The 25,334-nt window shown below is 64.1% G+C and carries 29 protein-coding genes; 27 read left to right on the forward strand and 2 right to left on the reverse strand.

Annotated features, from left to right (window positions below; all coding sequences use genetic code 11):
• The first annotated feature begins 326 nt into the window (after positions 1–326).
• From HGB51_RS09375 to HGB51_RS09470, 20 genes are all read left to right on the forward strand, one after another.
• Positions 327–548, forward strand: coding sequence for a hypothetical protein (locus HGB51_RS09375; RefSeq protein ID WP_070207882.1), 222 nt, complete (start codon positions 327–329; stop codon positions 546–548).
• Positions 549–569: 21 nt separating this feature from the next.
• Positions 570–962, forward strand: coding sequence for a hypothetical protein (locus tag HGB51_RS09380; RefSeq protein ID WP_003050375.1), 393 nt, complete (start codon positions 570–572; stop codon positions 960–962).
• A 180-nt stretch (positions 963–1,142) separates the two neighbouring features.
• A complete protein-coding gene (locus HGB51_RS09385) occupies positions 1,143–1,829 on the forward strand; it encodes a hypothetical protein (RefSeq protein WP_003050366.1) in 687 nt (228 codons plus the stop codon).
• A gap of 83 nt (positions 1,830–1,912) precedes the next feature.
• Positions 1,913–2,644 carry a DUF5983 family protein gene (locus tag HGB51_RS09390; protein ID WP_003050363.1) on the forward strand — a complete coding sequence of 244 codons (732 nt, stop codon included), beginning with the start codon at positions 1,913–1,915 and terminating at the stop codon, positions 2,642–2,644.
• 96 nt (positions 2,645–2,740) lie between these two features.
• The gene (locus tag HGB51_RS09395) at positions 2,741–3,019 is read left to right on the forward strand and encodes a hypothetical protein (RefSeq protein WP_003050361.1); all 279 of its coding nucleotides are present in this window, start codon (positions 2,741–2,743) and stop codon (positions 3,017–3,019) included.
• Positions 3,020–3,307: 288 nt separating this feature from the next.
• A complete protein-coding gene (locus HGB51_RS09400) occupies positions 3,308–4,132 on the forward strand; it encodes a hypothetical protein (protein ID WP_003050359.1) in 825 nt (274 codons plus the stop codon).
• Positions 4,133–4,256: 124 nt separating this feature from the next.
• Entirely contained in the window at positions 4,257–4,610 is a 354-nt protein-coding gene (locus tag HGB51_RS09405) for a DUF3085 domain-containing protein (protein WP_003050357.1), read from the forward strand.
• A gap of 150 nt (positions 4,611–4,760) precedes the next feature.
• Positions 4,761–5,297, forward strand: coding sequence for an XF1762 family protein (locus tag HGB51_RS20310; protein WP_003050355.1), 537 nt, complete (start codon positions 4,761–4,763; stop codon positions 5,295–5,297).
• A 228-nt stretch (positions 5,298–5,525) separates the two neighbouring features.
• Positions 5,526–6,431: a DUF3577 domain-containing protein gene (locus HGB51_RS09415; RefSeq protein ID WP_003050351.1), complete on the forward strand. Its 906-nt coding sequence runs from the start codon at positions 5,526–5,528 to the stop codon at positions 6,429–6,431.
• 144 nt (positions 6,432–6,575) lie between these two features.
• Positions 6,576–7,403, forward strand: a complete 828-nt coding sequence (locus tag HGB51_RS09420) for a DUF932 domain-containing protein (protein ID WP_003050347.1) — start codon at positions 6,576–6,578, stop codon at positions 7,401–7,403.
• A gap of 94 nt (positions 7,404–7,497) precedes the next feature.
• Positions 7,498–8,187 carry a DUF3275 family protein gene (locus tag HGB51_RS09425; RefSeq protein ID WP_003050344.1) on the forward strand — a complete coding sequence of 230 codons (690 nt, stop codon included), beginning with the start codon at positions 7,498–7,500 and terminating at the stop codon, positions 8,185–8,187.
• 94 nt (positions 8,188–8,281) lie between these two features.
• Positions 8,282–8,620, forward strand: a complete 339-nt coding sequence (locus HGB51_RS09430; protein WP_003050341.1) for a hypothetical protein — start codon at positions 8,282–8,284, stop codon at positions 8,618–8,620.
• A 106-nt stretch (positions 8,621–8,726) separates the two neighbouring features.
• Positions 8,727–9,134: a hypothetical protein gene (locus HGB51_RS09435; RefSeq protein ID WP_003050329.1), complete on the forward strand. Its 408-nt coding sequence runs from the start codon at positions 8,727–8,729 to the stop codon at positions 9,132–9,134.
• 16 nt (positions 9,135–9,150) lie between these two features.
• Complete coding sequence (locus tag HGB51_RS09440) at positions 9,151–9,411, forward strand: hypothetical protein (protein ID WP_003050326.1); 261 nt, start codon at positions 9,151–9,153, stop codon at positions 9,409–9,411.
• A gap of 76 nt (positions 9,412–9,487) precedes the next feature.
• Positions 9,488–10,138 (forward strand): hypothetical protein, encoded by a 651-nt coding sequence (locus tag HGB51_RS09445; protein WP_003050322.1) that lies wholly within the window; start codon positions 9,488–9,490, stop codon positions 10,136–10,138.
• Positions 10,139–10,163: 25 nt separating this feature from the next.
• Positions 10,164–11,312, forward strand: coding sequence for a DUF6094 domain-containing protein (locus HGB51_RS09450; protein ID WP_219641870.1), 1,149 nt, complete (start codon positions 10,164–10,166; stop codon positions 11,310–11,312).
• A 49-nt stretch (positions 11,313–11,361) separates the two neighbouring features.
• Positions 11,362–11,682, forward strand: a complete 321-nt coding sequence (locus HGB51_RS09455; RefSeq protein ID WP_003050315.1) for a hypothetical protein — start codon at positions 11,362–11,364, stop codon at positions 11,680–11,682.
• Positions 11,683–11,767: 85 nt separating this feature from the next.
• On the forward strand, positions 11,768–12,073 hold the full coding sequence (locus HGB51_RS09460; protein ID WP_003050312.1) for a hypothetical protein: 306 nt from the start codon (positions 11,768–11,770) through the stop codon (positions 12,071–12,073).
• 132 nt (positions 12,074–12,205) lie between these two features.
• Positions 12,206–14,485 (forward strand): helicase-related protein, encoded by a 2,280-nt coding sequence (locus HGB51_RS09465; RefSeq protein ID WP_003050309.1) that lies wholly within the window; start codon positions 12,206–12,208, stop codon positions 14,483–14,485.
• A gap of 144 nt (positions 14,486–14,629) precedes the next feature.
• Positions 14,630–15,403: a competence protein CoiA gene (locus tag HGB51_RS09470; protein WP_003050307.1), complete on the forward strand. Its 774-nt coding sequence runs from the start codon at positions 14,630–14,632 to the stop codon at positions 15,401–15,403.
• A 66-nt stretch (positions 15,404–15,469) separates the two neighbouring features.
• Here HGB51_RS09470 and HGB51_RS09475 read toward each other — a convergent pair whose 3' ends face one another.
• Together HGB51_RS09475 and HGB51_RS09480 are read right to left on the reverse strand one after the other, a co-directional pair.
• A complete protein-coding gene (locus HGB51_RS09475; protein ID WP_023656982.1) occupies positions 15,470–17,287 on the reverse strand; it encodes an ATP-dependent helicase in 1,818 nt (605 codons plus the stop codon).
• The gene (locus HGB51_RS09480) at positions 17,271–19,037 is read right to left on the reverse strand and encodes an ATP-dependent nuclease (RefSeq protein WP_228480065.1); all 1,767 of its coding nucleotides are present in this window, start codon (positions 19,035–19,037) and stop codon (positions 17,271–17,273) included. Before HGB51_RS09480 ends, HGB51_RS09475 begins: the two co-directional genes overlap by 17 nt.
• Positions 19,038–19,280: 243 nt before the next feature.
• On the opposite strand from HGB51_RS09480, the gene pilL2 reads away from it, so the two are divergent.
• From pilL2 to HGB51_RS09515, 7 genes are read left to right on the forward strand one after another with little or no spacing between them, the layout of a single operon-like run.
• Positions 19,281–19,880: a PFGI-1 class ICE element type IV pilus protein PilL2 gene (gene pilL2 / locus HGB51_RS09485; RefSeq protein WP_020307822.1), complete on the forward strand. Its 600-nt coding sequence runs from the start codon at positions 19,281–19,283 to the stop codon at positions 19,878–19,880.
• A complete protein-coding gene (locus tag HGB51_RS09490; RefSeq protein WP_003050295.1) occupies positions 19,877–20,521 on the forward strand; it encodes a hypothetical protein in 645 nt (214 codons plus the stop codon). Before pilL2 ends, HGB51_RS09490 begins: the two co-directional genes overlap by 4 nt.
• A 12-nt stretch (positions 20,522–20,533) precedes the next feature.
• On the forward strand, positions 20,534–21,271 hold the full coding sequence (locus tag HGB51_RS09495) for a TIGR03759 family integrating conjugative element protein (RefSeq protein ID WP_003050292.1): 738 nt from the start codon (positions 20,534–20,536) through the stop codon (positions 21,269–21,271).
• Between the two features lie 2 nt (positions 21,272–21,273).
• A complete protein-coding gene (locus HGB51_RS09500) occupies positions 21,274–21,843 on the forward strand; it encodes a transglycosylase SLT domain-containing protein (protein ID WP_003050289.1) in 570 nt (189 codons plus the stop codon).
• Positions 21,840–22,388, forward strand: coding sequence for an integrating conjugative element protein (locus HGB51_RS09505; protein ID WP_003050285.1), 549 nt, complete (start codon positions 21,840–21,842; stop codon positions 22,386–22,388). The genes HGB51_RS09500 and HGB51_RS09505 overlap by 4 nt, the downstream gene beginning before the upstream one ends.
• A gap of 4 nt (positions 22,389–22,392) precedes the next feature.
• Positions 22,393–24,585 carry a type IV conjugative transfer system coupling protein TraD gene (gene traD / locus HGB51_RS09510; protein WP_003050282.1) on the forward strand — a complete coding sequence of 731 codons (2,193 nt, stop codon included), beginning with the start codon at positions 22,393–22,395 and terminating at the stop codon, positions 24,583–24,585.
• Positions 24,582–25,331 (forward strand): TIGR03747 family integrating conjugative element membrane protein, encoded by a 750-nt coding sequence (locus tag HGB51_RS09515; RefSeq protein WP_003050279.1) that lies wholly within the window; start codon positions 24,582–24,584, stop codon positions 25,329–25,331. The genes traD and HGB51_RS09515 overlap by 4 nt, the downstream gene beginning before the upstream one ends.
• Positions 25,332–25,334 lie beyond the last annotated feature (3 nt).

Below are 25,334 nucleotides of genomic sequence, written 5' to 3' on the forward strand. Positions count from 1 at the left end.
TCACCGCACCGTCATGACCGCCCCGCACTTGCTGCGGGGCTTTTCTTTGTCTCTGCGTACATCAATCGGGGCTGGACCAGATGCCGATTTCCAACTGACGTGGCGCGCCCCCCCCACGAAGCTGCCCGCATGCTCGCTGATTCGTCAGCACATGCCAGCAGCCAGGGTTTCAGGCTGCCGCGGGGTTCTCCCCGCGCAACCCACCAGTCCGCATCGCATCCATTGCGCGGACGCGCGTCGCCAAGACGCTGATGCTTTTTTTCAACCGCGTGCGGGAGCTGCCATCCCGTGAGGGACAGGGCCCCGCTTTTCCAAGGAGCCCATCCATGTCCCAGCAAGCCTCTTTCGGCCGATTCGGTCAATTGGCCTTGACCTACTGCGGCAAGTTCCTGCCGCTCGAAGTCCTGCACAGCGCCGCCGGCCACTACATCGGCACGCGCGATACCGAAGGTCCCGTTTCGCGGGAATCTCGTGAGTACTTCCGCAGCCATGCCGCGGCTCAACGTGCCCTCGAAAGAGGCGGCTGGTCCCAGCTCGCCGTTACCTGATCCAACTGGAGGAATCACGTCATGAACCAGCTACTGCCGCAGGAAGTCGTCGATCAGATCGTTCGGGAAGAACGGCATTTCAGCGCCGCGCCCCAAGCCTTTTTCGAGGCATGGAAGCGTGGTGTCGAGATCGCCGGCCCGCAATGGTTTGGCGATGGCACCCGTGAAGGTCTGAACCAGGCCAAGAGCAAGTGGGATCTGCGCCCCGACATGCTGCGCCTCAACGACGCCCTCGGCGTCCTGAGCAGCGGGGAACGCATGTTCCTGTCCGCGATGGTCAGCTTCTACAACGCGCGCGAGGGCGGTGCCATGCTCAAGCGCTGCCACTTCAACGGGTTGTCGGACTTCGACGGCCTCGATCTGCCTCGTCGCCAGGTGATCGCCGACCTCCTGCTGAACTACAGCGGTTGGTGAGCCGGTCCCCGGCACACCTTCATCACTGCGTTCACGCGACCCCATGAGGGACATGCGCCTCGCCCGAGGCCATGTCCCTCGCGTTTCTCCCCGCCCAGTGCCATCCGGCATCAGGCGGTTCCCCTGCGGATGCCATCGTCCGCAAGGGCTGGCTCCGTTCATTCATCGAAAGGAGCCTTCATGGCCAACAATTACTACGAAGCCACCGGCGTTCTCGTGCTCGACCGTGTGACGCCCGTCATCCAGGCGCTGTTCGGCGCCTTCGCGCTGGACGAGAGCCATCCCGGCAACGGGCAGGCCTACATCGCCCAGATCGCCGAGACCACCAATCCGCAATGGCCGGACGTGCTCGATGGCCTGGAAGACCTGGCCACGCAACTCGGCATTCCGATGCCGGACGACGAAGGGCTTTCGATCCCGCCGCTGCTCGAACTGCTCGCCGTGCACTTCGGTGCCGATGAGGACGAAGAGCTGGGGAACTTGATCGAGCGTCATTCGTTCGAGGACACCGCCGATCTCGACGCATTGTTTCTGATCGCCACCCGATTCGATGACGGCCACCACCTGACCGCCATCCAGTTCGAGGGATGCTGGTATTGCAGCAAGCCGCGGCTGTTCGAGTTCGGCGGCAACGGCTGCTACCTGAGCCGCGAGGTCCGCGTCATCAGTTCCTCCTCGCAGGCCCTCCAGCTCGGCGACCAACTGCGCAAGGCCATTGTGGCCGCCGACATCGAAGAGGCCTCGGCCCTGATTGCGCTGGAGACCATCAATCTGCTGGCGGGCGTCAGCGACGAGCCATTCCGCATGAATTTGCGCCGACGCGTCGCCGAGCGATTGGCCCAAACGCCAACGATCAGCGTCACCTGACGCTGTTTCCTTTCTTTCCACCCACCGGGGTCAATTCCCGGTGGCGGGGATTGGCTCCATCATTATTCTGTTGGAGAAATCCCATGTCCCAGAATCCCAATCCCTTTCTACGCGGCTACTGGAATCTGAAAATCGTCCGCACGCTGTCCATCAGCCACGAGGACGGAAGCCCGCATGTCTGGCGAAACATCCACCAGAGCCAAGAACACCTCTCCGATGAGGAGCTGGTTTCAGCATCCTGCATCGTCACCAGCGATTTCGCCGTAGTCAGCAATGGCCCAGACTCCGTGAGTGCCGAGGTGCTGGCCGAACGCGATGCCGGTGAAGGCGCCTACGGCGTGGTGGGTGCCGTGGTGTACGCGATCCACGGCGACGACTTCGACGGCCTCCCCGTCCACATTGGCGACACTTATTCGGCCGAGGCCGCACGGGAAGTCGTGCAGCGGTTGAGCTTCGAGACCGGCTACTACAGCCGGTGCTGGGAAATCAGCAGCGCGCACATCAGCCACGAAACCGGCCAGTACCTGGCCAACCTGGCTGACCTCGCGACGCCGGAAGCCTTTTTGTTCATTGCGTTCCGGGTTCCCTACAGCCCGGCGATCGGCGTCAAGCTGATTTCCACGCCCTGGACGGGCCAGCACCTGCAGGACGTCGAGGAGATCTCCGCCGAGCAGCTTCGGCAGGAGCACTGCAGCAAGGGCATGCCGGACGACCTGGCACAGATCCTTGCACTGGCCGGCCAGGCCGATGTGCGCATCCTCATTCTCGATGCCGACGCACCCGTGTTGCCGGGCCTGCCGTTGGCCGGCGAATAACTGCCAGACACATCCCCAGCCTACCTTTTCCTCACCGCATGCCGGCCCGTCTCCCGCCAGGGAGCCGGGCCGGTTCACTTTCATAGGAGCGATCCCATGTTCCCCGATCTCATCTCGCCCGTATCGGACTTCGAGCACCAGCTTGGAGCCTGCTTCAATGCCATGAGCCAGGACGATGCCATCGGCCAGATCCTGGTAGTCGAGCGCATGAGCGGCATGCTGCACATGCGCCATATCGCCAGCGCCGACCTGATGGACACCGACGTGGACGACTACGAAATGGTCATCTTCGACGGTGGCAACACAAGCGGGGACACGTGGAAGCACGTGTTCTTTCCGCGTCAGCGCGAGCACTACTTCGTGTACCAAGCCTGACCCCTCCGGCCCCTTTCGAGGGGCTTTTTCTTGTACGCAGCACAGGAATGCGGGCATGTTGCGGTGCCGTTTCCTGCGGGCAGGCCGACCACCCCGGGGCCATGCTTACCCCATGTCCGTCGGCGCTGCCGACACATGCCCAGGCAGTCGAGACCTTCGAGGCTGCAAGCACGGGAAACCGTGCTGGTCGTTTCTTCCTACGGACCTACCGCGTCCATCCACGCCACCCACAAGGGACCTCTCCCTTGCGGGCGGGGAATCCCTTGTTATTTCTCAAGGAGTTTCCCCATGGACCGTTCCCTCATCAAATCCATGATGCCTTCGCTGGTCGCAGGCCATGTGCCCCGTAACGTGCGATCGTTCAAGTACCGCGTGTTCGATGATCAGCCGCTGTCCTCAACGCTGGGCTTTGCCATCGACCCCCAACCCTTCGACGGCAAGGTGGTCGCTGCGACCGACGATGCCATCGTCGTCAAGCTCAAGCCTTCCGAGTTCGCGGTGCTCGATCCCAGCCTGGTGACCACGGTTCCTGCCGAAGGCGCCAAGGTGCATGTCCAACCCTATGCCCGTCGTCGCTTCGACGGACTGCGCGCGGACACGCCGGAGGTCATCACCGAGAAGACTTCGGACGGCACGCCGTACACCATCACGAGGCACATCCTCGGCTCGGCGCCGGCCAAGCTGCCCATTCCCACGCCGCAGTGCATGGAGTTGGGCCAGCTCATCGAGCAGTTGGAAGAGATGCCGGCCCCCGATCGCTTCCGGCGCATCACCCACATGCTGGTGGATGCCGGTGCCCGCGACTTCACCTGGGTCGATCCCACGCCCTCCAAGATCATCGAGACCCCGCCGGCGATCAGCTTCACGGTCTCGACCGCGAAGTTCGAGGGCCGGGTGACGATCCTCTACGACCGCGGCGGAGACACCTACGTGGTGGAACTGCACCGTCAGAACGGTGAATCGGTCGAACTGGTCGATCGGCACGACGAGGTGTATTTCGACATGCTCGGCGAAGTGCTGGAGCGGCTCATCGACGACGGGCGCTGGCGCCAGATCGACGTGAGCATCCTCGACGCGAAGGCGGCCCGTAAGCGCCAAGCCGTCCCGGCATGACGCCCCTCGGCTGACCCGAGGCACCCGCCACGGCGTTCCAGCCATTCCGGCCGCGTGACCTACAGGCCCTTCATCCCATCGGGTGGAGGGCCTTTCTCTTTTTTTAACACAGGAGATTTCATCCATGTCACTGCGATTCAAAGGCGCCGACCTGCGCCCCGTGCTGACCGAAGCCATCGCCAATCAGTGCCGCATCGTCCTGGTCAAGGACCAGGGCGTGTACTTCCTCGCCGAGCGTGGGGAGCGTCGCCCGGATGGACGCCAGCAACTGCTCGCCTACGCCGTCGGCTGCAACCCGGACACCGACCCGTTCGATGACTGGTGGCACCTCGCCGGCCGCGAGCTGGGTGGCGACGATTTTGCGGAGTATTTCGACCCGAAGGACGGCCTGTTCACGCGCCTCCTGCACTCGGCGGACGATCTCGTGCTGTCCGCCACCGCCACGCACCTGTCCTTGGCCGTGGTGCCTCCCGCCTGAAGCGGCAACCGCCGCGCAGCCCTCGCAGCCCCCGCACCGGGGGCTTTCTTTTGTTCGCACCGCGGCCATCGCCGCGCATGCGCGTTCGTCTCCAGCCGCCAAGGCACGCCCCGCGGGCCACAGCGCCGGCATGCCACCGGAGACGACCGCATGAACACATCATCGACCTCGCCGAGGCTGCACCTGCTGCCGGTGTCGCTGCGCACGGCCAACGTCTTCGTGCTGGCACACCATCACCGTCCGGTCCAGGCTGCGAAGTTCGCCCTGGCCGTCACGCTGGTCGACAGCGACCTGATCCGCGGCGTGGCCATCGTCGGCCGGCCGGTCGCGCGGCACCTGGACGATGGCTGGACGCGGGAAGTCACACGGCTGTGCACCGACAGCACACCCAACGCCTGCAGCAAGCTATACGGCGCGGCCTGGCAGGCGGCAAAGTCGCTGGGCTACATCCGCCTGATCACCTACACCTTACCCGACGAAGGCGGCGCCAGCCCGCGCGCCGCCGGCTGGCGGCTGATTGGCGCGCGCGGCGGCGGCGCCTGGAGCCGTCCCAGCCGCCCCCTCGCCGATACCCCGAGCACCTGCGCCGCCCCAAATGCCTGTGGCAGGCGCCGGGCGGCGCGGACAAAGGGAAGCACCCGGATGCCGATTGATTGCTGCCGCGCGCGCGAGGCCCGGCCATGCTGACCCCATGCCTGCTGACGTTGTCAGCGACATGCCAGGCAACCATCGGTCTTCGAGGTTGCGGCGCAGTTCCCACTGCGTGACCGAGCCAGCTCGCACCGCATCCATCCGCGAGCGGCCACCAGCCTCTGGTGGCGGATGCTTTCGCCTTATCAACCCACCGCGGGGTTACGCACCTTCCCCGCATGCGTGGGCCGGTGTGTCTCCGCTTCATCCCAATGGAGATTCACCATGAACACCACGTCCAACGAGAAATCGTATTTCGACCTCCACACCTCGGGCATCGGCTACGTCCAGCGTGTCCGTGAAGTGCCCGTCCGGGGCGGCCGCCGTGCGCAGCCTTTCCTTGCTTGCACCATCGCCGCGCTGGTCGGCCCCGCCCGGGACCCCAGCTACCGCTACTTCGACGTCAAGGTCTCGGGTGCCGAGGCCAAGAAGCTCGTTCAGCGCTACATCGGCGTTGACGATCCCAAGCAGCGCCCGCTGGTGCGATTTCGCCTCGGTGACCTGTGGGGCGATGCGTACATCCGCGACAAGGGTGAGCAGAAGGGTCAGGCCGCCGCGTCCCTCAAGGCGCGACTGCTCAAGGCCGAACTGATCGACCGGGCCGAACTGGCTTCGATCGAGCAGCACGAGCTGATCACCCGCGGCATCGGCTATCTCAATCGTGTGAAGGACGTCACCCCAAAGGCTGGCGACTCGTTCCTCTCTTGCACCGTCGCAGCACTGGCCGGGCCTGTCGATGAACCGGAGTATCGGTACTTCGACACCATCGTCGCCACCCCGGAAGCCGAGCATCTGGTTCGCCGGTGCGTTCAGGCCATCGAGGGTGACCGCAAGGTGCTGATCGCCTTCCGTCTGAACGACATGAAGATCGATCCGTACATCCGCACCAAGGGCGAGCACGCCGGGGAACCGGCCGCAAGCCTGGAATCGACGCTGGTCCACATCGGTCTGATCAAGATCGACGGCACCCAGGTCTATCCGACGAGCCAGGCGCAACCCGAGGCGCCGCCGGCCGAAGACGCATCCGCGTCCGAAGCCGACGACGCCATCGACACGGCCACCGAGCCCGCCGAGCGCGAGCCCGAGGCGCAAGTCGAGGAGCAGGAGCCGGCATTGGCTGCTTCGTTCTGATACGGCATGGCCCCTCACGGGGCCTTGTCGCTTCTCTTCCCGCATCCGCCGCGTCCCCATGACGCGCGCTTGCGCATTTCATCCCCCGAGTTCCGCGTGGTCTCACCGCCGCGCGGTTACCGCATTTCTCAAAGGAGATCAGCCATGTCTCTGGCATCCCGTTTTGCTCCGCAATCCCCGATCCTGCGCTCCGATCGTCCACTCTCGGACGACCGCATTCGTGCCGTCGTTCCGTCGATCTTCGCCGACGCTCCGCATGGGAGCCGGTCCGATCGGTATGCCTACATACCGACCTCGACCGTGCTGACCAAGCTGCGCCAGGAGGGCTTCGAGCCCTTCATGGTGTGCCAGACACGCGTGCGCAACGAAGACCGGCGCGAGTACACGAAGCACCTCATCCGACTTCGCCATGCGAGCCAGATCAACGGCGACGAGGCGAACGAGATCATCCTGCTCAACAGCCACGACGGCACGAGCAGCTATCAGATGCTCGCCGGCATGTTCCGGTTCGTCTGCCACAACGGCCTGGTTTGCGGTGACACCACCGCCGACATCCGCGTTCCCCACAAGGGCGACGTGGCCAGCCAGGTGATCGAAGGTGCCTACGGAGTCCTCGAAGGCTTCGAGCGCGTGCAGAACGCGCGCGATGCGATGCGCACCATCACCCTCGATGAGGGCGAAGCGGAGGTCTTTGCAAACTCCGCGCTCGCACTCAAGTACGACGATCCAGCCAAGTCCACGCCTGTCACGGAGAGCCAACTGCTGGCACCCCGGCGATGGGACGACCGCAAGAACGACTTGTGGGCCGTCTTCAACCGCGTCCAGGAGAACCTCGTCAAAGGGGGCCTGAACGGACGCACGGCCAACGGCCGCAATCAGCGCACCCGTCCGGTGCAAGGCATCGACCAGAACCTGCGCCTGAACCGGGCGTTGTGGCTGCTGGCCGAAGGCATGCGCCAGCTCAAGGCGTGATGCCACGCGGACCTCGCCCACCTCGGGCGAGGCCATTTCCTCTCATCCACCGGGTGCCGTCGGCGGCCCGTCATTCATCATCAGGAGAACCATCATGGCAACCCCATCGGCTTCCGAGAAATCGGTTGCGCCCATCGTCGTCCCCGGCCAGCTCACGCTGCGTACCATCCGCGGCAAGAACGGCCCGTTCACGGTTGGCCGCCTCGCCACGCACCTCGGTACTTTCGAGGTCAAAGACCCGGAGCTGGAGCAGTACCCCGAAGGCAAGTACGACGGGGAATTCATCATCAGGTACATCTTCCCGAAGTCCTATCCGGTCGGCGGCGGCATGCGGTTCGAGATCCGTGCCAGCCTCGACGGCATGACGCTCAACGGCATCGACAAACTCAGCCGCGACGAAGCCCGCAGCTTCGCCACCCAGGACGTCGATCCGCTCGATGAAGAGCAAGGGGCGCAGCCTGCGACAACGCCGGCCAAGCCGACCAAAGCGTCCAGGCCCGCCAAGCCCGCACCCGTGCAGGCGTCCGCGGACCCGATGGTCGATACCACGCCCTTTGGCGTGGATGCGCCGCCACCTGCTGAGGCTGCTGCCCCCGGCAGCACCCAAGACGGTGACCCCGCGCTCTTCGGCCTGCTGTGGCCGCTGGGCGAGTCCGTGAAACTGGATTCGACCATCGACCGCCGCGCTTTGCGTGCACAGATCGCCCGCCTGGGCGAGCTGGGCTACGCGCTGGACTTCAAGACGCAGGAGTGGAGCCGCCAGGCCGAACTGCAACCTGCGTGATCGTAGACGCCGCATGCGCGGTGTTCTTCATCCACCCGCCGGGGTTCCTTCCCCATGCGGGGGAGGCCCTGGCCATCTTCTGGAGGTCTTCATCATGTCCACCATCGCTTGCGATATCCCCCGCTCCGCGCTGGATGAACCCGCGTGGCGGGCTCTCTGCGAGACGGCAGCCGCACAAGCCACCAAGGGTTGCGGACTGTCTCACGACTACTACGTCGAACGCTTCAGTTCGGCGATCGACGCGCAACTCGGTCGATTGCCGGAAGAACAGCGCGCACAGGCGCTGAAGATCGCACAGGAATGGGACTACGCAACACCGGCCGAACGGCAGGAAACCCAGGACTGGAATGCGGAGCATGGCTATTGCTCGCATGGGATCGAGTTCGGCTGCTGTCCGGCCGGTTGTGATCGCGACGATGACGACTGGGACTAAGGGTAAGGCATAGGTTTTCCTTCGCTGCACCTGCGGCATTCCATCACCCACTGGGGGTTCTTCCCCACGGGGAGGCCTCCAGCTCAACTTTTCGAGGAGGCCTCTCATGGGCTGGTATTTCTCTCCCCAATCGCGGTCTGAACTGATCGCGGAACTGATCGCACCACAGCAGACCGAGCGCGTCAGCGCGAAGGTTATCGCTCACGCATTGCGCGGCAACGTGCTGTGGTCAGTGGTCGAACTGACCGCCAAGGTCGAAGGTGTGCATCGTGATCTCGCGCCGGGCCAGTCCTTGCGCTACATCCGCTGCGATCTGCTGGAACGCAGCGGCAACCAGTGGGGCTACAAGCCGTTGGAAGAGTCCATGCACCCGTACTACTACTCGTGCCCGCTGTCCTATCTGGACCTCGCACCGGAGCAGTCCGCCGACTGGCGTGCAGGCGTTCGCGCCTACCACGCACGGCGGCGCACACCCACGGCTGTCACGGCTCCCGCCGCGACGCTGATGGCCTGAGCCAGGAGGAACCAACATGGACCCGATCCTGGCTGCGCTCTCACCCTCGCTGCTGGCACTCGTTGAAGGAAGTTTGTCCAACGACGAAGTGTCCTCCGACGAGGAGATGCTGGAGTACTTCATCAGCAACGGCCTCACCGAGGAACAGGCACGGCAGGCACTGACCTACCGCGATCAGTACCTCAACAACATCTACCTGGACGGCTTCACGCCGATCACGGCGGTGGACGAGGCGCTTCACTTCAACCCGCACACCCGGCAATTCGAGCCGGACTGAGCGTTTTTCTTCCACCCCCTGGGGCAGTACTTGCCCCAGCGGGCGGTGCTGTTCCCGTTAATCCGAGGACACCACCATGCTCGCAAACACTTCTTCCACCACGCTGTACCGCATCGACGAATGCCCGGACGTGATGGCCGACGCTTGCGTCGGCGATGACCAGGGCAACCTGATCTTCCTGTCCATCTGGGCGCGCGACACCGCCGTCCAGCAGTTCCTGGCTCGCCTGACCCTCGGGCGCGACGAGCAGGGACTGGACCAGTTCCACATCATCACCGACCAGGGCGGCAGCGTCCCGGTGTTCATCGGCAACGTCGATCGCCTGGAAAAGCGCGTCACGCGCGCCTATCGGCGAACGCTGTTCGGTTCGCTGTCCAACGTGTGGCTGTTCGACCGCCGCTGCGTCAAGCCCGACAAGGCCAACGCCAGCGCACTGGCACTGCTGCCGCGCGACAGCGCCCACCGGCTCGACCGCCTGTGGATGCTGGTGCGGGACACCTGCCCATTGCCGCTGCTCGACCACTGGCGCGAGACCGTGCTGGAACTGCTGCAAAGCCGCGAGATGCTGGCCCGCCTTCCGTTCGCCCTCGGGCCGCTGGAAGGCCATCGGCTAGCCATCGACGTGCCGGCGCTGACCTTGGCGCTGGGTTCGCTGATCCGCAGTGATGTGCTCACCGCCTATCCATACCCGGCCAAGATCTGGACGCCGGAAGTGGTAGCGGCCTGACCCACCCACGGAGGCACGCCTTGGCGTGCTTCCGTGTTTCCTCCCCGCCAACCAGGAGACTTCCATGGCCCTCATGTTCCCGCGGCTCGCCCGCAATTTCGCTAAGAACGGTTACTACCCGACTGACGAACCCACGCTCGAAAGAGCCCTCAACGCACTGATGCCCAGCGACGGGCCCATGTGCATCCTCGATCCCTGCGCCGGCGAAGGCGTGGCGATCGCCGAAGCCGCCCATGCCCTCGGGCGCGAGCAGGCCAAGGCGTTCGCGGTCGAGTTCGACGCGGAGCGGGCACGCCATGCCCGCGGCCTGGTCGATCACTGCCTGCACGCGGACCTGATGGACACGATGGTCTCCAAGCAGTCGTTCGGGCTGCTCTGGCTCAACCCGCCGTATGGCGACTTGTCCAAGGACGTCAACGGCAACATCGGCTATCAGGGCCAGGGCCGTGCCCGCCTCGAAAAGCTGTTCTATCAGCGTTCGCTGTCGCTGTTGCAGTACGGCGGCGTGCTGGTCTTCATCGTCCCCGCCTACGTGCTCGATGCGGAGCTGGTCGGCTGGCTGACACGCCACTACACGGACCTGCGCATCTACCGAGCGGTGGAGACGCAGTTCAAGCAGGTGGTGATCTTCGGCCGAAGGGTGCGACAGCGTGAACAGGCTCCCGATGGCGTCAAGGCCGTGCGCAATCTGCTGCTGCAGGTTGGGCTTGGCGAAGTCGAAGCCGAGGAGCTGCCGAGCGATTGGCCGTTCCTGCCGTACATCGTCCCCGCCAGTCCGGCCGAGCCGGAGCATTTCTTCCGCGTGACGATGGAGCCGGAGCAGTTCGCCGATGAAGTCGGCCGGCTGCAAGGCCTCTGGCCGTCGCTGGACACGCACCTGGGGGCCGCGCAGCAGTCGCTGCGTCCGCCGGCGCGTGCCTTGTCCCACTGGCATCTCGCCCTGGCTCTGGCCGCGGGTGCGATCTCGGGGGTTGTGCGCTCCAAGACCGGGCGCGTGCTCGTCGTCAAAGGTGACACCCACAAGGACAAGACGCTCCAGCGGGAATTCACCGAACGCGAAGACGGCTCGATCGCCGAGACCCGCATCCTCACCGACAAGTTTGTTCCCGTCATCCGCGCATGGGACATGACGCCTGGCTCCCCGACACGGGGCGAGGTGCTGACCATCCGCTAATCCCCCGGACGCCTGACGTCCCGCTGCACTTCATCGAAGGAGAAACACCATGTTCCCCAATCCGTTCAAGCGGCCCGCGCCGCACAAGCAACCCTTGTTCGCACCGGCCTCGTTGCAGTTGAGCGAGAAGGTGCATTGGCTGGCCCGCCGAGGTCTCATCGATCCCTTGTCCTATGTGCAGCGCCACGTGCGCGGCGACTGGGGCGAGATCGACGAGGCCACCCGCCAGGCCAACGATGTCGCACTCGATCAGGACAACCTGATGATCTCCCAGTACCGGATCACGCCGGAACTGGTGTTGATCGTGAAGACCAGCGAAGACCACCAGACCACGGTGGTCCAGCTTCCCGAAGAGCGCGACCTGATCTGAAGGCACCGCCTCGTCATCCCATCCACCTGACGGAGCCACTTCACTCCGCCAGGGGTGTCGTGGCTCAATAACCAAGGAGGAGCCCATGGCATCGCATCGCATCGAAACCTACTGCCAGAGGCTGGCGTTCCCCATCGGGGCGCTTATCTTCAGCAGAGCCGTTGACCGCCTGGTCCGCGCGGGTCGCCTCGACCCAATCCCGTACTTCAGGCGCCACACCCGTGGCGACTGGGGAGACGTCAACGTCCAGCAATGGCAGGCCAACAGCACCGCGCTTCAATCAGGTGCTTCGCTGGAGTCGCACTACGTGATCCACCCAGGGCTGGCCATTCGCATCGTTACCGACGCGCAGCGCAGCGCCACCGTCATCGTGTTGCCGTCCGAGGACTGAGCACGGTTCACTCGCAGGCCACCCAGGCCCGCACCTTCAACCTTCGGCCACGCGCCGATTCTCTTCCCACTCCGGGGCATGCCATAGCCCCGTTGGGGGTGGTGCATGCCCCATTTTCTTTGGAGCATCACCATGTCCCTCGATCTCGACACCACTACCGCTGAAGCCACACCCGTGCAGGGCGAACTGCTCGACGCGGAATCCAACCCTCTGACCCTGAGCCTTCAGGATTTCGTTGGCGAGTTCGGCGACGAACTGCTCGACGCCCTCAACAGCGCCAATCCGCCGGTCTATACCGGCCAACCGCAGGCGCACCGGCAACTCATCGTCGCCAGCCTCAAGCGCAAGCTGTTCCCGGCCCAGGCCGAAGTCGTCCACGCTGCTGCCGAGCTGCTGATCGACCGTGGCGAACGCGCCGCGATCGTCAACGGCGAGATGGGTTGCGGGAAGACGACCGTCGGCATCGCCACGGCTGTCGTGCTCAACGCCGAAGGCTACCGCCGCACTCTGGTGCTTTCGCCACCGCACCTGGTTTACAAGTGGCGGCGCGAGATCCAGGAGACGGTAGCGGGCGCCAAAGTGTGGGTGCTCAACGGGCCGGATACGCTCGTCAAGCTCATCAAGCTGCGTGAGCAGTTGGGTGTCCAGCCCACGGGTCAGGAGTTCTTCGTCCTGGGCCGCGTGAGGATGCGGATGGGCTTCCACTGGAAGCCCGTTTTCACCACGCGGCGCACCCGCCACGGCGACGTGGCAGCGTGCCCGGACTGCGGCACGGTCATCACCGACCTCGACGGCGAGCCGGTCAACCCGGTCGCGCTCGAAGCCGAGGAATCCCGCAGGAAGTGCGGCCATTGCGCTGCGCCCCTGTGGACACTGATCCGCCCGCGCAGCCTGTCCGGCAGCGACCAGTCCTCGGCCGTGCTCAAAGCCTTGAAGCGCATCCCGACGATCGGGGAAGTCACCGCGCAGAAGCTGATGCAGAAGTTCGGCGACGGCTTCCTGGCCTCGATGCTCGGCGACAACATTCACGAGTTCATCAACCTCATGGATGGCAACGGCGAGCTGGTGTTTTCCGACCGTCAAGCCACGCGCATGGAACGTGCGATGGCCAACATGGAGTTCGGCTTTGGCGAGGGCGGCTATCAACCGTCCGAGTTCATCAAGCGCTACCTGCCGCAAGGCACGTTCGACCTGCTCATCGCCGACGAGGCCCACGAGTACAAGAACGGCGGCAGCGCCCAGGGCCAGGCCATGGGCGTGCTGGCGGCGAAGGCTCGCAAGACCTTGCTGCTGACCGGCACGTTGATGGGCGGCTACGGCGACGATCTGTTCTACCTGCTGTTCCGAGCCCTTCCCGGGCGGATGATCGAAGACGGCTATCGCCCGACCACGAGCGGCAGCATGACCTCGGCCGCGATGGCGTTCATGCGCGATCACGGTGTCCTGAAGGACATTTATTCCGAGAGCACCGGGACGGCGCACAAGACCGCGAAAGGCACGAAAGTCAGTGTCAGAACGGTCAAGGCCCCGGGCTTCGGCCCGAAGGGTGTGCTGCGCTGCATCCTGCCGTTCACGATCTTCCTCAAGCTCAGAGACATCGGCGGCAATGTCCTGCCGCCGTATGACGAAGAGTTTCGTGAAGTCGCGATGGACACGGCGCAAGCCGCGGCCTACCGCGATCTGGCAGGTCGGCTGACCGCGGAGCTGAAACAGGCTCTGGCGCGACGCGATACTACCTTGCTCGGTGTAGTCCTCAATGTGCTGCTGGCCTGGCCGGATTGCTGCTTCCGGTCGGAGACCGTTGTGCATCCGCGTACGCGCAACACCCTGGCGTTTGTCCCGGCTCAGTTCAACGAGTTCGAGATCAGCCCCAAGGAGCGTGAGCTGATCGACATCTGCAGGGAAGAGAAAGCACAGGGCCGCAAGGTTCTGGCCTACACCGTCTATACCGGCACGCGCGACACGACTAGCCGGTTGAAGGTATTGCTGGAGCAGGAAGGCTTCAAAGTGGCGGTACTGCGCGCAAGCGTGGATGCCAGCCGCCGCGAGGACTGGATCGCCGAGCAGTTGGACCGTGGCATCGACGTGCTCATCACCAATCCGGAGCTTGTCAAGACGGGATTGGACCTGTTGGAGTTTCCGACGATCGTGTTCATGCAGTCGGGCTACAACGTGTATTCGCTCCAGCAGGCGGCACGCCGCTCTTGGCGTATCGGGCAGAAGCTGTCCGTGCGCGTGATGTACCTGGGCTACGCCGGCTCCTCGCAGATGACCTGCCTGGAGCTGATGGCCAAGAAGATCATGGTCTCGCAGTCCACTTCGGGCGATGTACCCGAATCGGGGCTCGATGTCCTGAACCAGGATGGTGATTCCGTGGAGGTCGCATTGGCCCGGCAATTGGTAACTGCGTGATCTGCTGTCTGCCGGCATCCTTTCGGGGGTGCCGGCATTTTTCTAGGAAATTGCTGCTCGGAGGATTCGATCACCGCCCCGCTCCCAGCGCGGGGAAGGCTAAACTGATTAGACAATACCGAGATTCAAGGAGGCACTGTGGCTATGGTGATCGAAGCAGCATATGCAGATGGTACTGGTGCAGCCAACGCACTGCATATGTCTCAGGCGCAGTGGGAAGAGTTGCAACGGGCGTACTGCGTCGGTGATCTGCTGATGCCTTGCTGCAACGCTCCAGCGATTCCCAAGGTTAGTGCTAATGGGTACCCCTTCTTTGCGCATCTAGGAGGTGCGTGCAGTACTTCCGAAGAAAGCCAATGGCACCTGGCGGCCAAGATACTTGTGCGCAGCGTGCTTGAAGATCTTGGATGCCGTGCCTCGGTTGAAATGCCGGGTTCGGGTGATGCAGGTCGCTGGCAGGCTGATGTCTGGGGTGAGCGCAATGGGGTTAGGTTGGCTGTCGAGATCCAAAGATCGTATCAGTCGCTCCGTGACTACCGTAAACGCCAAGAGCGGTACCGCGAGGCGGGCGTCAAGTCTCTTTGGTTGCTGCGGCAGGAGCGATATAGCACACTCACCAAGAGCATGGGAAAGGAGCGTCTGCGCACCGAGTTTGGGGGCAAGTTCCCTTCGGCCGGCCACTTCGGCCCGTGCCTTTCTGACCTGCCGGTCGCGATGCTTGAGCTAGATCCGGCCCCAACGGTCAAGGGTGCCGGATTCTTCAACGCAACCCTTCCAAACATACTTGAAGCAGTGCTTAGTGAGCGCTTTCTTTGCATCAACGGTCTATGGTGTATCGATAACCTAGACTCGATGAATAACGCCGCCAGACTCTCGCGCGAGCGTTTTGCAGCCAATCGCTTGGCTGCAAAGATGTAGCTCGACTGTGGTGTTGCTCGACATGCGCCGACGCAGCACCGACACTCCAGATTCCCTGGTTCACACTCAAATGCCAGCGGCACGCATTCGCGCCTCCAGCTCATCAAGGAATGGCGAGCGCCCAAAGCGCATAGGGCCATAGCGGCCATCAACGAAGCCCGAATACAGCATGTGGACCTCGTCGCGAGCACGTGTGAGTCCCACATAGAAGAGCCGGCGACTTTCGCGCAACTTCTCTGGAGTTTCATTGCGCCACGGCAGATTTCCGAGGTCGAGTCCAACCATGATGACGACGTCGTACTCACAGCCCTTTGCGGAATGCAGTGTCAGCAGATTCAGGTGATCGGGCGAACCGTCCCGACCGCCCAAACTAGTGATGTCTAGCGAAGCCAGTGCACCGCCTTCGGCGAGCGCTGCCGTCATGCGATCCAGTTGCTCTTTCTGATCAGCGAGCGCCAATTCAGCCGCCAGCAGATGATCCACTACACCGTTGCGCAACGAAGCAACAAATTCTCGCGCAGGTTGCTGGTCAGCGCGCAGCTCCCATAGCAAGGCGGTTAGCTCTTGCTCTTCGCGCTTGGCCTGTGAATCGTCCAAGCTCGCCCGATGAAATGCGCGATAGCGGTCGAGTAGTCCACGCAATTGTGGGCGTCCAACACGCCAGCCACCCGCGCACCACGCCGCACAATCTTCTACCCAACTTGTTAGGGCAACCTTGCGGTAAGGTGCTGCGGTATCCACACGGATGTAATCGAGACCGCCGGTTGCCACAGCTTTAGCCACGATATCGCCTGCGCGATAGTCTTTGTATAGGATCGCGATATCGCCCAGTGTTCGTCCCGGCTTGGAGGCTAAGGCCGCCGGAATGATCTGCGCGACGGCGTGCGCAGCCTGGTCCGCCGTACCACCCGGGCGCAGGACAAATTCGATGGTCGTTTGTCGCGCAGGATCGCTCGCTTGATAGCCTCGGGCTTCTCCAAGCGCCATCTCTGACGCAGTCACGATCCCTGCACCAGAACGGTAATTTAATTGAAGCTGGACAGGCTCAATGTCTCTGCGAGCCGCCAATTCCATGAGCAACGCGCCATCAGCCCCCGTAAATCCATATATCGACTGATCCGCATCCCCGACAGCGAAAAGTCGGACACCCCCGTCGAAGGCAAGGCGTTTGACGATGCGATGCAGTGCTACACCTAAATCCTGGTACTCATCCACCGCGAGCACGGGGAATTTTGCCTGAACCAGAGGTAGTACCCAGTCGTGCTCGGCGATCAAACGTTGGCCGAAGACAACCATGTCATCGTAGTCAATCAGCCCCTCGTCGCGCAGAGCGGCCTCGTAGGTCTCGGCCCAGGCAGCGAGTTCCTCCTCGCTACGCCAAGCGACGCTATTTCGATTGAGCACGGAACGGCGATGCCGTCCGAGGTCAATAACTTTGTACGGATGGTTCTGGCCGAAAAGCGCATCTCCAGTTTGCTTCAACAACCGATCACTGACTCGTTGAGTGGCCACCGAAAGTGGGAAAGATATGGGCAGGCCGGCCAGGCGTCCATACGGCATCAAGAGATGACGCAGACAGAACCCATGGACCGTACCAATGAAAAGATTAGGTGCCTGCTGAAGTCCCAAGCTTTCAATTCGGCGAGCGAGTTCGCGAGCGCACTCCTGACTATAAGTGATGCACGCAACGCCACGAGGGGCCTCGACGTCTTCGGCTAGGATGCGGGCGAGCTTTAGGACGAGTGTCTTGGTCTTACCGCTCCCGGGACCGGCGAGTACCACACAATGTCCTTGAGAGTTGTAGGCTGCCAACTGACCCGGATTCCCAGCCAGTTCGGCAGCCTGAGCCAAGTAGGCTGTGCTGACACTACGCGATGGCGTCACGGATATGCTCCAGAGCGGAACGAATGTAAGCCGGACAAACGTCCTGTGACACCGACGGTGCAAGTGCCTGCGCAAACCTCCCCTTTCCGATCCTCTCGATCAATCTGAGCAGCCAGTCTTCATCAACCTGATCAGGATCGTCCACCCACTGCTGCAAGGCATTCAGAGTTTCTCTCCTTAATCGCGGCAGTTCCTCCCGAATTACCTCCTGCATGTCCTGCGCCAGTCCACCTGCAAATAGTTCGGGCTCCAACGTGTTCTCGTTGACGAAGTATCCGTACTGCTCGGCAAGCTCGATCACTTCATCCGCATCCAAGTTTTCGTGATCGACACCGCCCTCAATCACGTCAAGGACATTGATAAGCCGCCTGCGAACCAATGGATGATTACCATTGGTTGGATCCCGGTCCGTCAGGATCACATGGGGAATGTTGAGTCCTTCAGGGCCCAGTAGCTTCACATACGGGGTGAAGTTAGTCCCCCCCACCGAGCACACAGTGATTCCAAGCATATCGAGGGGAATATCGAGTACCTCGGCAAACGCGGGAACGATGAAGCGCTCGGCGTCGCCTTCGACCAGAATCACCCCCCGAGAAAAGAAAATCTCGCCGCGAGTGACGTCAATGTAACGTTGAAGATCCTCTTCATCCCGCTGCGTGAAAGGTGCGTTTGCTGTCGAGACCGCGACAGTCTTGCCTTCCGCTGTGTCATGGCGCAGCAGAACAATAGATCTGATCGGCGCAACGCTTGCGATATGTGGCGAGTGGGTTGTGAGGATTGTCGTAAGCGGTGGCTGTTCCTCACCATCTTCCGCCCCCGTGCCAAGGAAGTAACGATAGATTAGACGCTGCACGTGCGGGTGCAGGTGCGCTTCGGGCTCCTCGACTACGAAGAAGGTGTGGTCGCGCTCTCCATCGGAAACGAGGCGGTCCAGTTCGAGACTCTTCAGCGCCAGGAAGATCAGGTTCGCGGTTCCCAAACTGGCATCGCCGACTCCGCGTACGCCGTTGTCGATCAGCAGCCGCAGGCTGCGCAGCAACGCGTCGACTCTAGTTGGTGCAAGTCCGAGCGATACCGGAACGGCATGTTGCCCCCCAGCGATGGCGATCAGCCGTTCGCTGATCCGTTCTGCTGTCGCTACCACTTCCTCGTGTCCAGCCAGCTCTCGCTGTGCTTGGTCGACCTGATCCTGAATCTCCTCACGGGCGTCATCATCCAACGACGCGGCAAGATCCTCAATGAGCGGCCTCAATGGCGAATTGCGCCAGCTCGCAAGGTCCTTCTCAGCGTCACGCAGGGCTACCTGAACATCTATTGGCAACATCCGGCGGAGTGCGCCGCCGATACGCATGTCGGGATCGTCGCCACCGAAGATCACATACTCATAGTCCTTCAACGATTCCGGAGCGCGCCCCAGGCCCGCCTTAGGCTGGAAGCGGTAGGTGAGTCGGGCCACCATGGGTGGGCCAGGATCAATCACGCAATCGTTGAGGTGAGCCATCAGTCGGGGATCGTTTGTGAAGTCCGTTAGATCCACAGAGACCTCAATGGTCGCACCAACCTTGTCTTCGCCAAGTCCGTCCCAGAAATGTTCAAGCCCCAGTTGTCGATCGCGCTCAGACAAGCCCGGATCAAGGATCAACTGCAGGCCGCGAATGAAATTGCTCTTGCCAACCTTGTTCTCTCCCACGATGACGATACTTTCCCCCGTCTCGACATCAACATCCGAGAAATTGGCGAAATTGATCAACCTGACCCGAGAAACCCTCATTTACGCCCCCGTCCACTGGTGTTTTAACAAATAGTAGCAGTCAAGCGGCCGGCCTCCATCCGCCGACCGCGACCGAGCTTTTCCGTTACGGCCCCCTCAAGGCCGCTTTTGTTCGACTAGACCGCTGCCGGTAAATCGGACGCAGCGTGGTTCGCATTGTTTGCTGCTGCCCCGGGTCTTAGCGGCGATGGTGAGGGCTCGATGTTTCAGGACGCCGAGCTTATGTGCCCCTCTCCACCTTGGTTTCACCATCCCGAACGCCGCCTGCTGGCTGGAGTCCTCGGCCTGCTCTGGTCGGTGCTGGCTGGCGGCTGCGCTACGACGACTGCGCCGCCCGCACCTGATGCCATCGAGGAAGTCTCGGCCGCGCCCGAACCCGAGGCGCCCGAGTACATCCCCGTCGTGCGCTACGGTCGCTACACGCTGGTCGAGCTGGCACCCAGAGCGGCGCAGCGCGACCTGCTGTTGCAGACCATCGACGTGTCCATGCCCGAAGATGCCCGTGCCACCGTCGGCGATGGGCTGCGGCATGTGCTCAAGCGTAGCGGTTACAGCCTGTGCCAGACGGCACACGCGGTAATCGAGCTGTACGCGCTGCCGCTGCCGGCGGCGCACCTGCACCTCGGCCCCATGACCTTGCGCGATGCGCTGCTCACGCTGGCTGGCCCGGCCTGGGAACTGCACGCGGATGACCGCGCACGGCAAATCTGCTTCGAACGGCCCGCCGACAGCGCGGTCATCGAACCCGCATCCGAGCCACCCGCCGCCGAGGCGGTGCAGACGTTCCCGCTGGAGCCTTCGGTTTCGGGAGGCCAGCCATGAGCTCCCCACAGTCTGCCCGGCGCCCGGGCGCCGTCGTGGTGGTGCAGAGCCTTCTGTGGCTCTGGTTGGTCTTCCTCAGCGTCTTGGTGGCCCTGGGCTACCAGGCCCTCAGCGACCAGGCCGACCAGGAGCGGCTGGATTCCCGCCTGCAACGCCTGGAAGTGCAGGCAACTGGCTTGGCCGAGACGATCGAGGCCATCCAGCAGCGCCCGGCCGTCGCGACGGACGCTGACCTCAAAGACACCCGCCAGATCCTGGAAGCACGCGCGGCCCAGGTCGAGAAATCTCTCAGTGGCTACGCAGCGGCCGACGACCTCCAGGCGCTTCGCGCGGAGGTCGAGCAGATCAAGGCGCGCCAAGCCGCCGCACGTGCCACCGCACCCGCCCAGCGGCGCGCATCGCGCACGTCCGCCGCCTCCAAGACCGAGCTGTCGCCGCTGTCATTCCGCGTCGTCGGCGCCGAACTGCGCGCCGGCCAGCGCAGCGTGTCCGTCGCGCCGAGCACCGGGGACTTCACGCCCGCCCAACTTCAGGTGCTGCTGCCCGGGGATGCGGTCGGCCCGTGGCGCCTGCAGGCGATCGAGGGCAACACCGCAGTGTTCCAGGCCGGCAACCACACCCGCCGCGTGGCGATTCCCTGACCGGAGCACCCCATGAAGCCGTCGATCCTCCTTTTCGCGGTCCTGGTGGCGTCGTCGCAATGGCCCGCCTGGGCGCAGCAGCCCGCAACGACCCCGGCGCGCAACGCACAGAGCCAGGAGCGCCCGCTGGCCGCCCGCGTGCTGGACGACCGGGTGGCAACCGAATGGGGCTTGCAGCCACAAGAATGGGCACGCTACCGCGAGCTGATGGATGGGCCGCTGGGTATCTACTCGCCCAACCTGGACCCGCTGTCCGCCCTGGGCATCGAAGCTCGCACGGACGAAGAACGGCGCCGCTATGCGGAACTGCAGGTGCAGGTGGAAGCGCGCCGCGTCGAGAAGCTGCTCGCCTACCAGCGCGCCTACGACGAGGCCTGGCAGCGCCTGAATCCGGGGATGCAGCGCGTGAACCTGCCCGACGACAAGCCGGGCGCCGGCACATCCAGCAGTCCCTTGCGCGGCAGCGGCCGCATGGCGGTGTTCGTCAAGGACGGCTGCGCAGCCTGCGGACAGCTCGTGCAGCGCCTGCAATCCTCGGGCGCGGAGTTCGACCTGTACATGGTGGGCAGCCGCCAGGATGACGCGCGCATCCGCGACTGGGCCAAGCGCGCGCAGATCGACCCGGCGCGCGTGCGCGCCGGCAGCATCACGCTCAACCACGACGGCGGCCGCTGGCTGTCGCTGGGCCTGCCCGGCGATCTGCCCGCCGCCGTGCGCGAAGTGAACGGCCAATGGCAGCGCCAGCCGTAGCCATGCCCCTGCGCGCACTGGTGCTCACTGCCGGCCTGTATGCCGTTGCCGCCCTGGCCCAGGAGGTTCCGCCACCGGCTTACCAGCTTGCCGCCCAGCGCGCAGGCATCCCCTCGACCGTGCTCTACGCCGTGGCCTTGCAGGAGAGCGGCATCCGGCGCAACGGGCGCCTGGTGCCGTGGCCGTGGTCCCTCAACGTCGCCGGCCAGTCGCGCCGCTTCGCCACGCGCGCCGACGCCTGCGCTGGCCTGCAGCAGGCGATGCGCGCCACGCCGCACACGCGCATTGATGCGGGCCTGGGCCAGATCAACCTCGGTTACCACAAGCACCGCTTTACCGGCGCGTGCGACCTGCTGGATCCGTATCGCAACCTGGCCGTTGCCGCCGAGATCCTGAAGGAGCAGCACACCCCCGGCGAGGACTGGCTGCTGGCGATCGGCCGCTACCACCGCCCCGCAGGCGGCGAGCCCGCCGCCCGCTATCGGCGCAGCGTGTCGCGCCACCTTGCCCGCGTGCAGGGCACGCGACCAGCCGCCGCGGTCCTCGCGGCGCGCCAGGAGACCTCCCCATGACGAAACCCCATCCCGCCCATCTCGCGTTCACGGGCCTACTCATGCTGCTGTCAGGCCTGCCGCTGGCCTCGCGTGCCGGCGAGCCACTGATCGTTGTCGAGGACCGTGGCGGCACGTCGGCATTGCCGTACTACGAAGCCCTGAATCTCCAGCCGCGCGCCAACGCACCGGCGCGGCCGTCCATCCCGACGCCCCAGCTTCCTGCCACACCGGCGGACGAAGCCGCGATGCTGCCGGTGCGCAGCGCCAAGCTCACGCCTGGCACCGTCGCGCGGCGTGTGATTGAAGCGCCCGGCCTGCGGCCGTTCGTGGTCATCGGCGACGACGAGGCTTCCCGGGCCTGGTTGCAGCGCCGCGCCGCCGCTTTGCGCGAACGTGGCGCGGTCGGCCTGGTGGTCAACGTCGAGACCGCGCAGGGCCTGGCGCGGCTGCGCGCGCTGGCGCCAGGCTTGCCGCTCGCCCCCGTTGCCAGCGACGACCTGGCCGATCGCCTGGGCCTGCGGCACTACCCGGCGCTGATCACGGCCACTGGCATCGAGCAATGAAGCCATGTCGGGGAAACAGCCGGTCGAGGTTCTGCTACGCCCAGCGGTGGAGCTATACACCATCGCGGCGTGTGCAGGCGCCGCGTTTCTGTGCCTGGTGGCCCCATGGTCGCTCGCGCTGAGCCCTTCGATGGGCGTCGGCAGCGCCTTGGCATTCGGTGCCTACGGCGCGATCCGCTACCGCGATGCCCGCGTCATTCTGCGCTACCGGCACAACATCCGCCGCCTGCCGCGGTACGTGATGACGAGCAAGGACGTGCCGGTCAGCCAGCAGCGCTTGTTCGTGGGGCGCGGGTTTCTCTGGGAGCAGAAGCACACCCATAGGCTGATGCAGACGTACCGGCCGGAGTTTCGCCGCTACGTCGAGCCGACGCCGGCCTACCGGCTGGCCAGGCGCCTGGAGGAACGGCTGGAGTTCGCGCCGTTCCCGCTGTCCCGGCTGCCCGCGCTCACGGGCTGGGACGTGCCTTTCAACCCCGTGCGCCCGTTGCCGCCTGTCGGCGGCCTGCCGCGCCTGCATGGCATCGAGCCCGACGAGGTGGACGTCAGCCTGCCGCTGGGGGAGCGCGTCGGACACTCGCTGGTGTTGGGCACCACGCGGGTGGGCAAGACGCGGCTGGCCGAGTTGTTCGTCACGCAGGACATCCGCCGCAAGAACGCCGCAGGCGAGCACGAGGTCGTGATCGTCATCGACCCCAAGGGGGACGCGGACCTGCTCAAGCGGATGTATGCCGAGGCCCAGCGCGCGGGCCGTGAAGGCGAGTTTTACGTCTTCCACTTGGGCTGGCCGGACATTTCGGCGCGCTACAACGCGGTTGGCCGCTTCGGCCGCATCAGCGAAGTGGCGACCCGGGTGGCGGGGCAGCTCTCCGGCGAAGGCAACAGCGCGGCGTTCCGCGAGTTCGCATGGCGCTTCGTGAACATCATTGCCCGCGCCCTGGTGGAGCTGGGGCAGCGCCCGGACTACATGCTGATCCAGCGGCACGTCATCAACATCGACGCGCTGTTCATCGAGTACGCCCAGCACTACTTCGCCAAGACTGAGCCCAAAGCCTGGGAGGTGATCGTCCAGATCGAGGCCAAGCTCAACGAGAAGAACATCCCGCGCAACATGATCGGGCGCGAGAAGCGCGTGGTGGCGCTGGAACAGTACCTCTCCCAGGCCCGCAACTACGACCCGGTTCTCGACGGCCTGCGCTCGGCGGTTCGCTACGACAAGACGTATTTCGACAAGATCGTCGCGTCGTTGCTGCCGCTGCTGGAGAAGCTCACCAGCGGGAAGATTTCCCAGCTTTTGGCCCCAAATTATTCCGACCTGGCCGACCCGCGCCCGATCTTCGATTGGATGCAGGTCATCCGAAAGCGCGCAGTCGTCTATGTGGGTCTGGACGCGCTATCCGACGCCGAGGTTGCCGCAGCGGTCGGCAATTCGATGTTCAGCGATCTCGTGTCGGTCGCCGGGCACATCTACAAGCACGGGATCGACGATGGCCTCCCGGGCGCAACGGCCGGTGCGCGCGTGCCCATCAACGTTCATGCCGATGAATTCAATGAATTGATGGGCGATGAATTCATCCCGCTAATCAACAAGGGCGGCGGTGCCGGCCTGCAAGTCACGGCGTACACGCAGACGCTCTCGGACATCGAGGCCCGCATCGGCAACCGCGCGAAGGCCGGTCAGGTGATCGGTAACTTCAACAACCTGTTCATGCTCAGGGTCAGGGAGACGGCCACGGCCGAACTGCTGACGAGGCAGTTGCCGAAGGTCGAGGTCTATACCACCACCATCGTCTCCGGCGCGACCGATAGCTCGGACATCCGTGGGGCGACGGATTTCACCAGCAACACGCAGGACCGCATCAGCATGTCCAGCGTGCCGATGATCGAGCCGTCGCACGTCGTTGGACTGCCCAAAGGCCAATGCTTCGCGCTGCTGCAGGGCGGCCAGCTTTGGAAGGTACGCATGCCGCTGCCGGCGCCGGACCCGGATGAAGTGATGCCGGCGGACCTGCAGCAACTGGCCGGGTACATGCGCCAGAGCTACAGCGAGGCCACGCAGTGGTGGGAGTTCACCAGCTCGCCGGCCTTGCAGGATGCGGCCTTGCCCGACGACCTGCTGGACGATGCCGCTGCGGCCGAGCCCGACGCGGTGGCCACCGGCGCCGACGATGGCGCGGGCAACGAGGCCGTGCCATGAAGGATGCCGCCTCGACCGCGCAGCGGGAGCAGAACCAACGCCAAGGCTTGATCGTCGGCACCCTCACCTTACCGTTCCGGTTACTCGGGGTGCTGATCGGCTCGCTGCTGTTCTCGATCGTGGTGGAGTGCGTCGGCATGCACCTGTTCTGGAAGGACCAGGGCTGGCGCCACTCCCAGCAGATGCTGCAGTACGAACTCGGGCACCTGTCCAGCCACTTCACGCGCAGCGTGGTCGTACAGGAGCCGGGACGGACGGCGCACGAGCTGGTGGACACCGGATACGAATGGGTGTTCGTGCGCTCGGGGCTGCTGGAGCACATGAGCCAGACCGCCGAGCGCGCCCGAGCGCCCAGCCACGGGCAGACCCACAACTTCCGCTACTGGATCAGCCAGGTCTATGTCTGGACCGAGAGCTACCTGATCGCTGCGGCCTTCACGACGCTCACCTTCCTGGTGCGCCTGCTGGTCTTGGTGCTCACGCTGCCGCTGATCCTCACGGCGGCATTCGTCGGCCTGATTGACGGCCTGGTGCGACGGGATGTGCGCCGGTTCGGCGCGGGCCGCGAATCCGGCTTCATCTACCACCGCGCGAAGGCCAGCCTGATGCCGTTGGCCGTGCTGCCTTGGGTCACCTATCTCGCTCTGCCCATATCGGTGCATCCTCTGGTCATCCTGCTGCCCAGCGCGGCGTTGCTGGGGATGGCAGTTAGCCTGACCGCAGGCAGCTTCAAGAAGTACTTATGAGGT

Source organism: Stenotrophomonas bentonitica (assembly GCF_013185915.1).
Lineage (GTDB): Bacteria > Pseudomonadota > Gammaproteobacteria > Xanthomonadales > Xanthomonadaceae > Stenotrophomonas > Stenotrophomonas bentonitica.

Coding starts and splice junctions, on each gene's coding strand:
- HGB51_RS09375 (WP_070207882.1), top strand. CDS start 327: ATGTCCCAGCAAGCCTCTTTCGGCCGATTCGGTCAATTGGCCTTGACC.
- HGB51_RS09380 (WP_003050375.1), top strand. CDS start 570: ATGAACCAGCTACTGCCGCAGGAAGTCGTCGATCAGATCGTTCGGGAA.
- HGB51_RS09385 (WP_003050366.1), top strand. CDS start 1,143: ATGGCCAACAATTACTACGAAGCCACCGGCGTTCTCGTGCTCGACCGT.
- HGB51_RS09390 (WP_003050363.1), top strand. CDS start 1,913: ATGTCCCAGAATCCCAATCCCTTTCTACGCGGCTACTGGAATCTGAAA.
- HGB51_RS09395 (WP_003050361.1), top strand. CDS start 2,741: ATGTTCCCCGATCTCATCTCGCCCGTATCGGACTTCGAGCACCAGCTT.
- HGB51_RS09400 (WP_003050359.1), top strand. CDS start 3,308: ATGGACCGTTCCCTCATCAAATCCATGATGCCTTCGCTGGTCGCAGGC.
- HGB51_RS09405 (WP_003050357.1), top strand. CDS start 4,257: ATGTCACTGCGATTCAAAGGCGCCGACCTGCGCCCCGTGCTGACCGAA.
- HGB51_RS20310 (WP_003050355.1), top strand. CDS start 4,761: ATGAACACATCATCGACCTCGCCGAGGCTGCACCTGCTGCCGGTGTCG.
- HGB51_RS09415 (WP_003050351.1), top strand. CDS start 5,526: ATGAACACCACGTCCAACGAGAAATCGTATTTCGACCTCCACACCTCG.
- HGB51_RS09420 (WP_003050347.1), top strand. CDS start 6,576: ATGTCTCTGGCATCCCGTTTTGCTCCGCAATCCCCGATCCTGCGCTCC.
- HGB51_RS09425 (WP_003050344.1), top strand. CDS start 7,498: ATGGCAACCCCATCGGCTTCCGAGAAATCGGTTGCGCCCATCGTCGTC.
- HGB51_RS09430 (WP_003050341.1), top strand. CDS start 8,282: ATGTCCACCATCGCTTGCGATATCCCCCGCTCCGCGCTGGATGAACCC.
- HGB51_RS09435 (WP_003050329.1), top strand. CDS start 8,727: ATGGGCTGGTATTTCTCTCCCCAATCGCGGTCTGAACTGATCGCGGAA.
- HGB51_RS09440 (WP_003050326.1), top strand. CDS start 9,151: ATGGACCCGATCCTGGCTGCGCTCTCACCCTCGCTGCTGGCACTCGTT.
- HGB51_RS09445 (WP_003050322.1), top strand. CDS start 9,488: ATGCTCGCAAACACTTCTTCCACCACGCTGTACCGCATCGACGAATGC.
- HGB51_RS09455 (WP_003050315.1), top strand. CDS start 11,362: ATGTTCCCCAATCCGTTCAAGCGGCCCGCGCCGCACAAGCAACCCTTG.
- HGB51_RS09460 (WP_003050312.1), top strand. CDS start 11,768: ATGGCATCGCATCGCATCGAAACCTACTGCCAGAGGCTGGCGTTCCCC.
- HGB51_RS09465 (WP_003050309.1), top strand. CDS start 12,206: ATGTCCCTCGATCTCGACACCACTACCGCTGAAGCCACACCCGTGCAG.
- HGB51_RS09470 (WP_003050307.1), top strand. CDS start 14,630: ATGGTGATCGAAGCAGCATATGCAGATGGTACTGGTGCAGCCAACGCA.
- pilL2 (WP_020307822.1), top strand. CDS start 19,281: ATGTGCCCCTCTCCACCTTGGTTTCACCATCCCGAACGCCGCCTGCTG.
- HGB51_RS09490 (WP_003050295.1), top strand. CDS start 19,877: ATGAGCTCCCCACAGTCTGCCCGGCGCCCGGGCGCCGTCGTGGTGGTG.
- HGB51_RS09495 (WP_003050292.1), top strand. CDS start 20,534: ATGAAGCCGTCGATCCTCCTTTTCGCGGTCCTGGTGGCGTCGTCGCAA.
- HGB51_RS09500 (WP_003050289.1), top strand. CDS start 21,274: ATGCCCCTGCGCGCACTGGTGCTCACTGCCGGCCTGTATGCCGTTGCC.
- HGB51_RS09505 (WP_003050285.1), top strand. CDS start 21,840: ATGACGAAACCCCATCCCGCCCATCTCGCGTTCACGGGCCTACTCATG.
- traD (WP_003050282.1), top strand. CDS start 22,393: ATGTCGGGGAAACAGCCGGTCGAGGTTCTGCTACGCCCAGCGGTGGAG.
- HGB51_RS09515 (WP_003050279.1), top strand. CDS start 24,582: ATGAAGGATGCCGCCTCGACCGCGCAGCGGGAGCAGAACCAACGCCAA.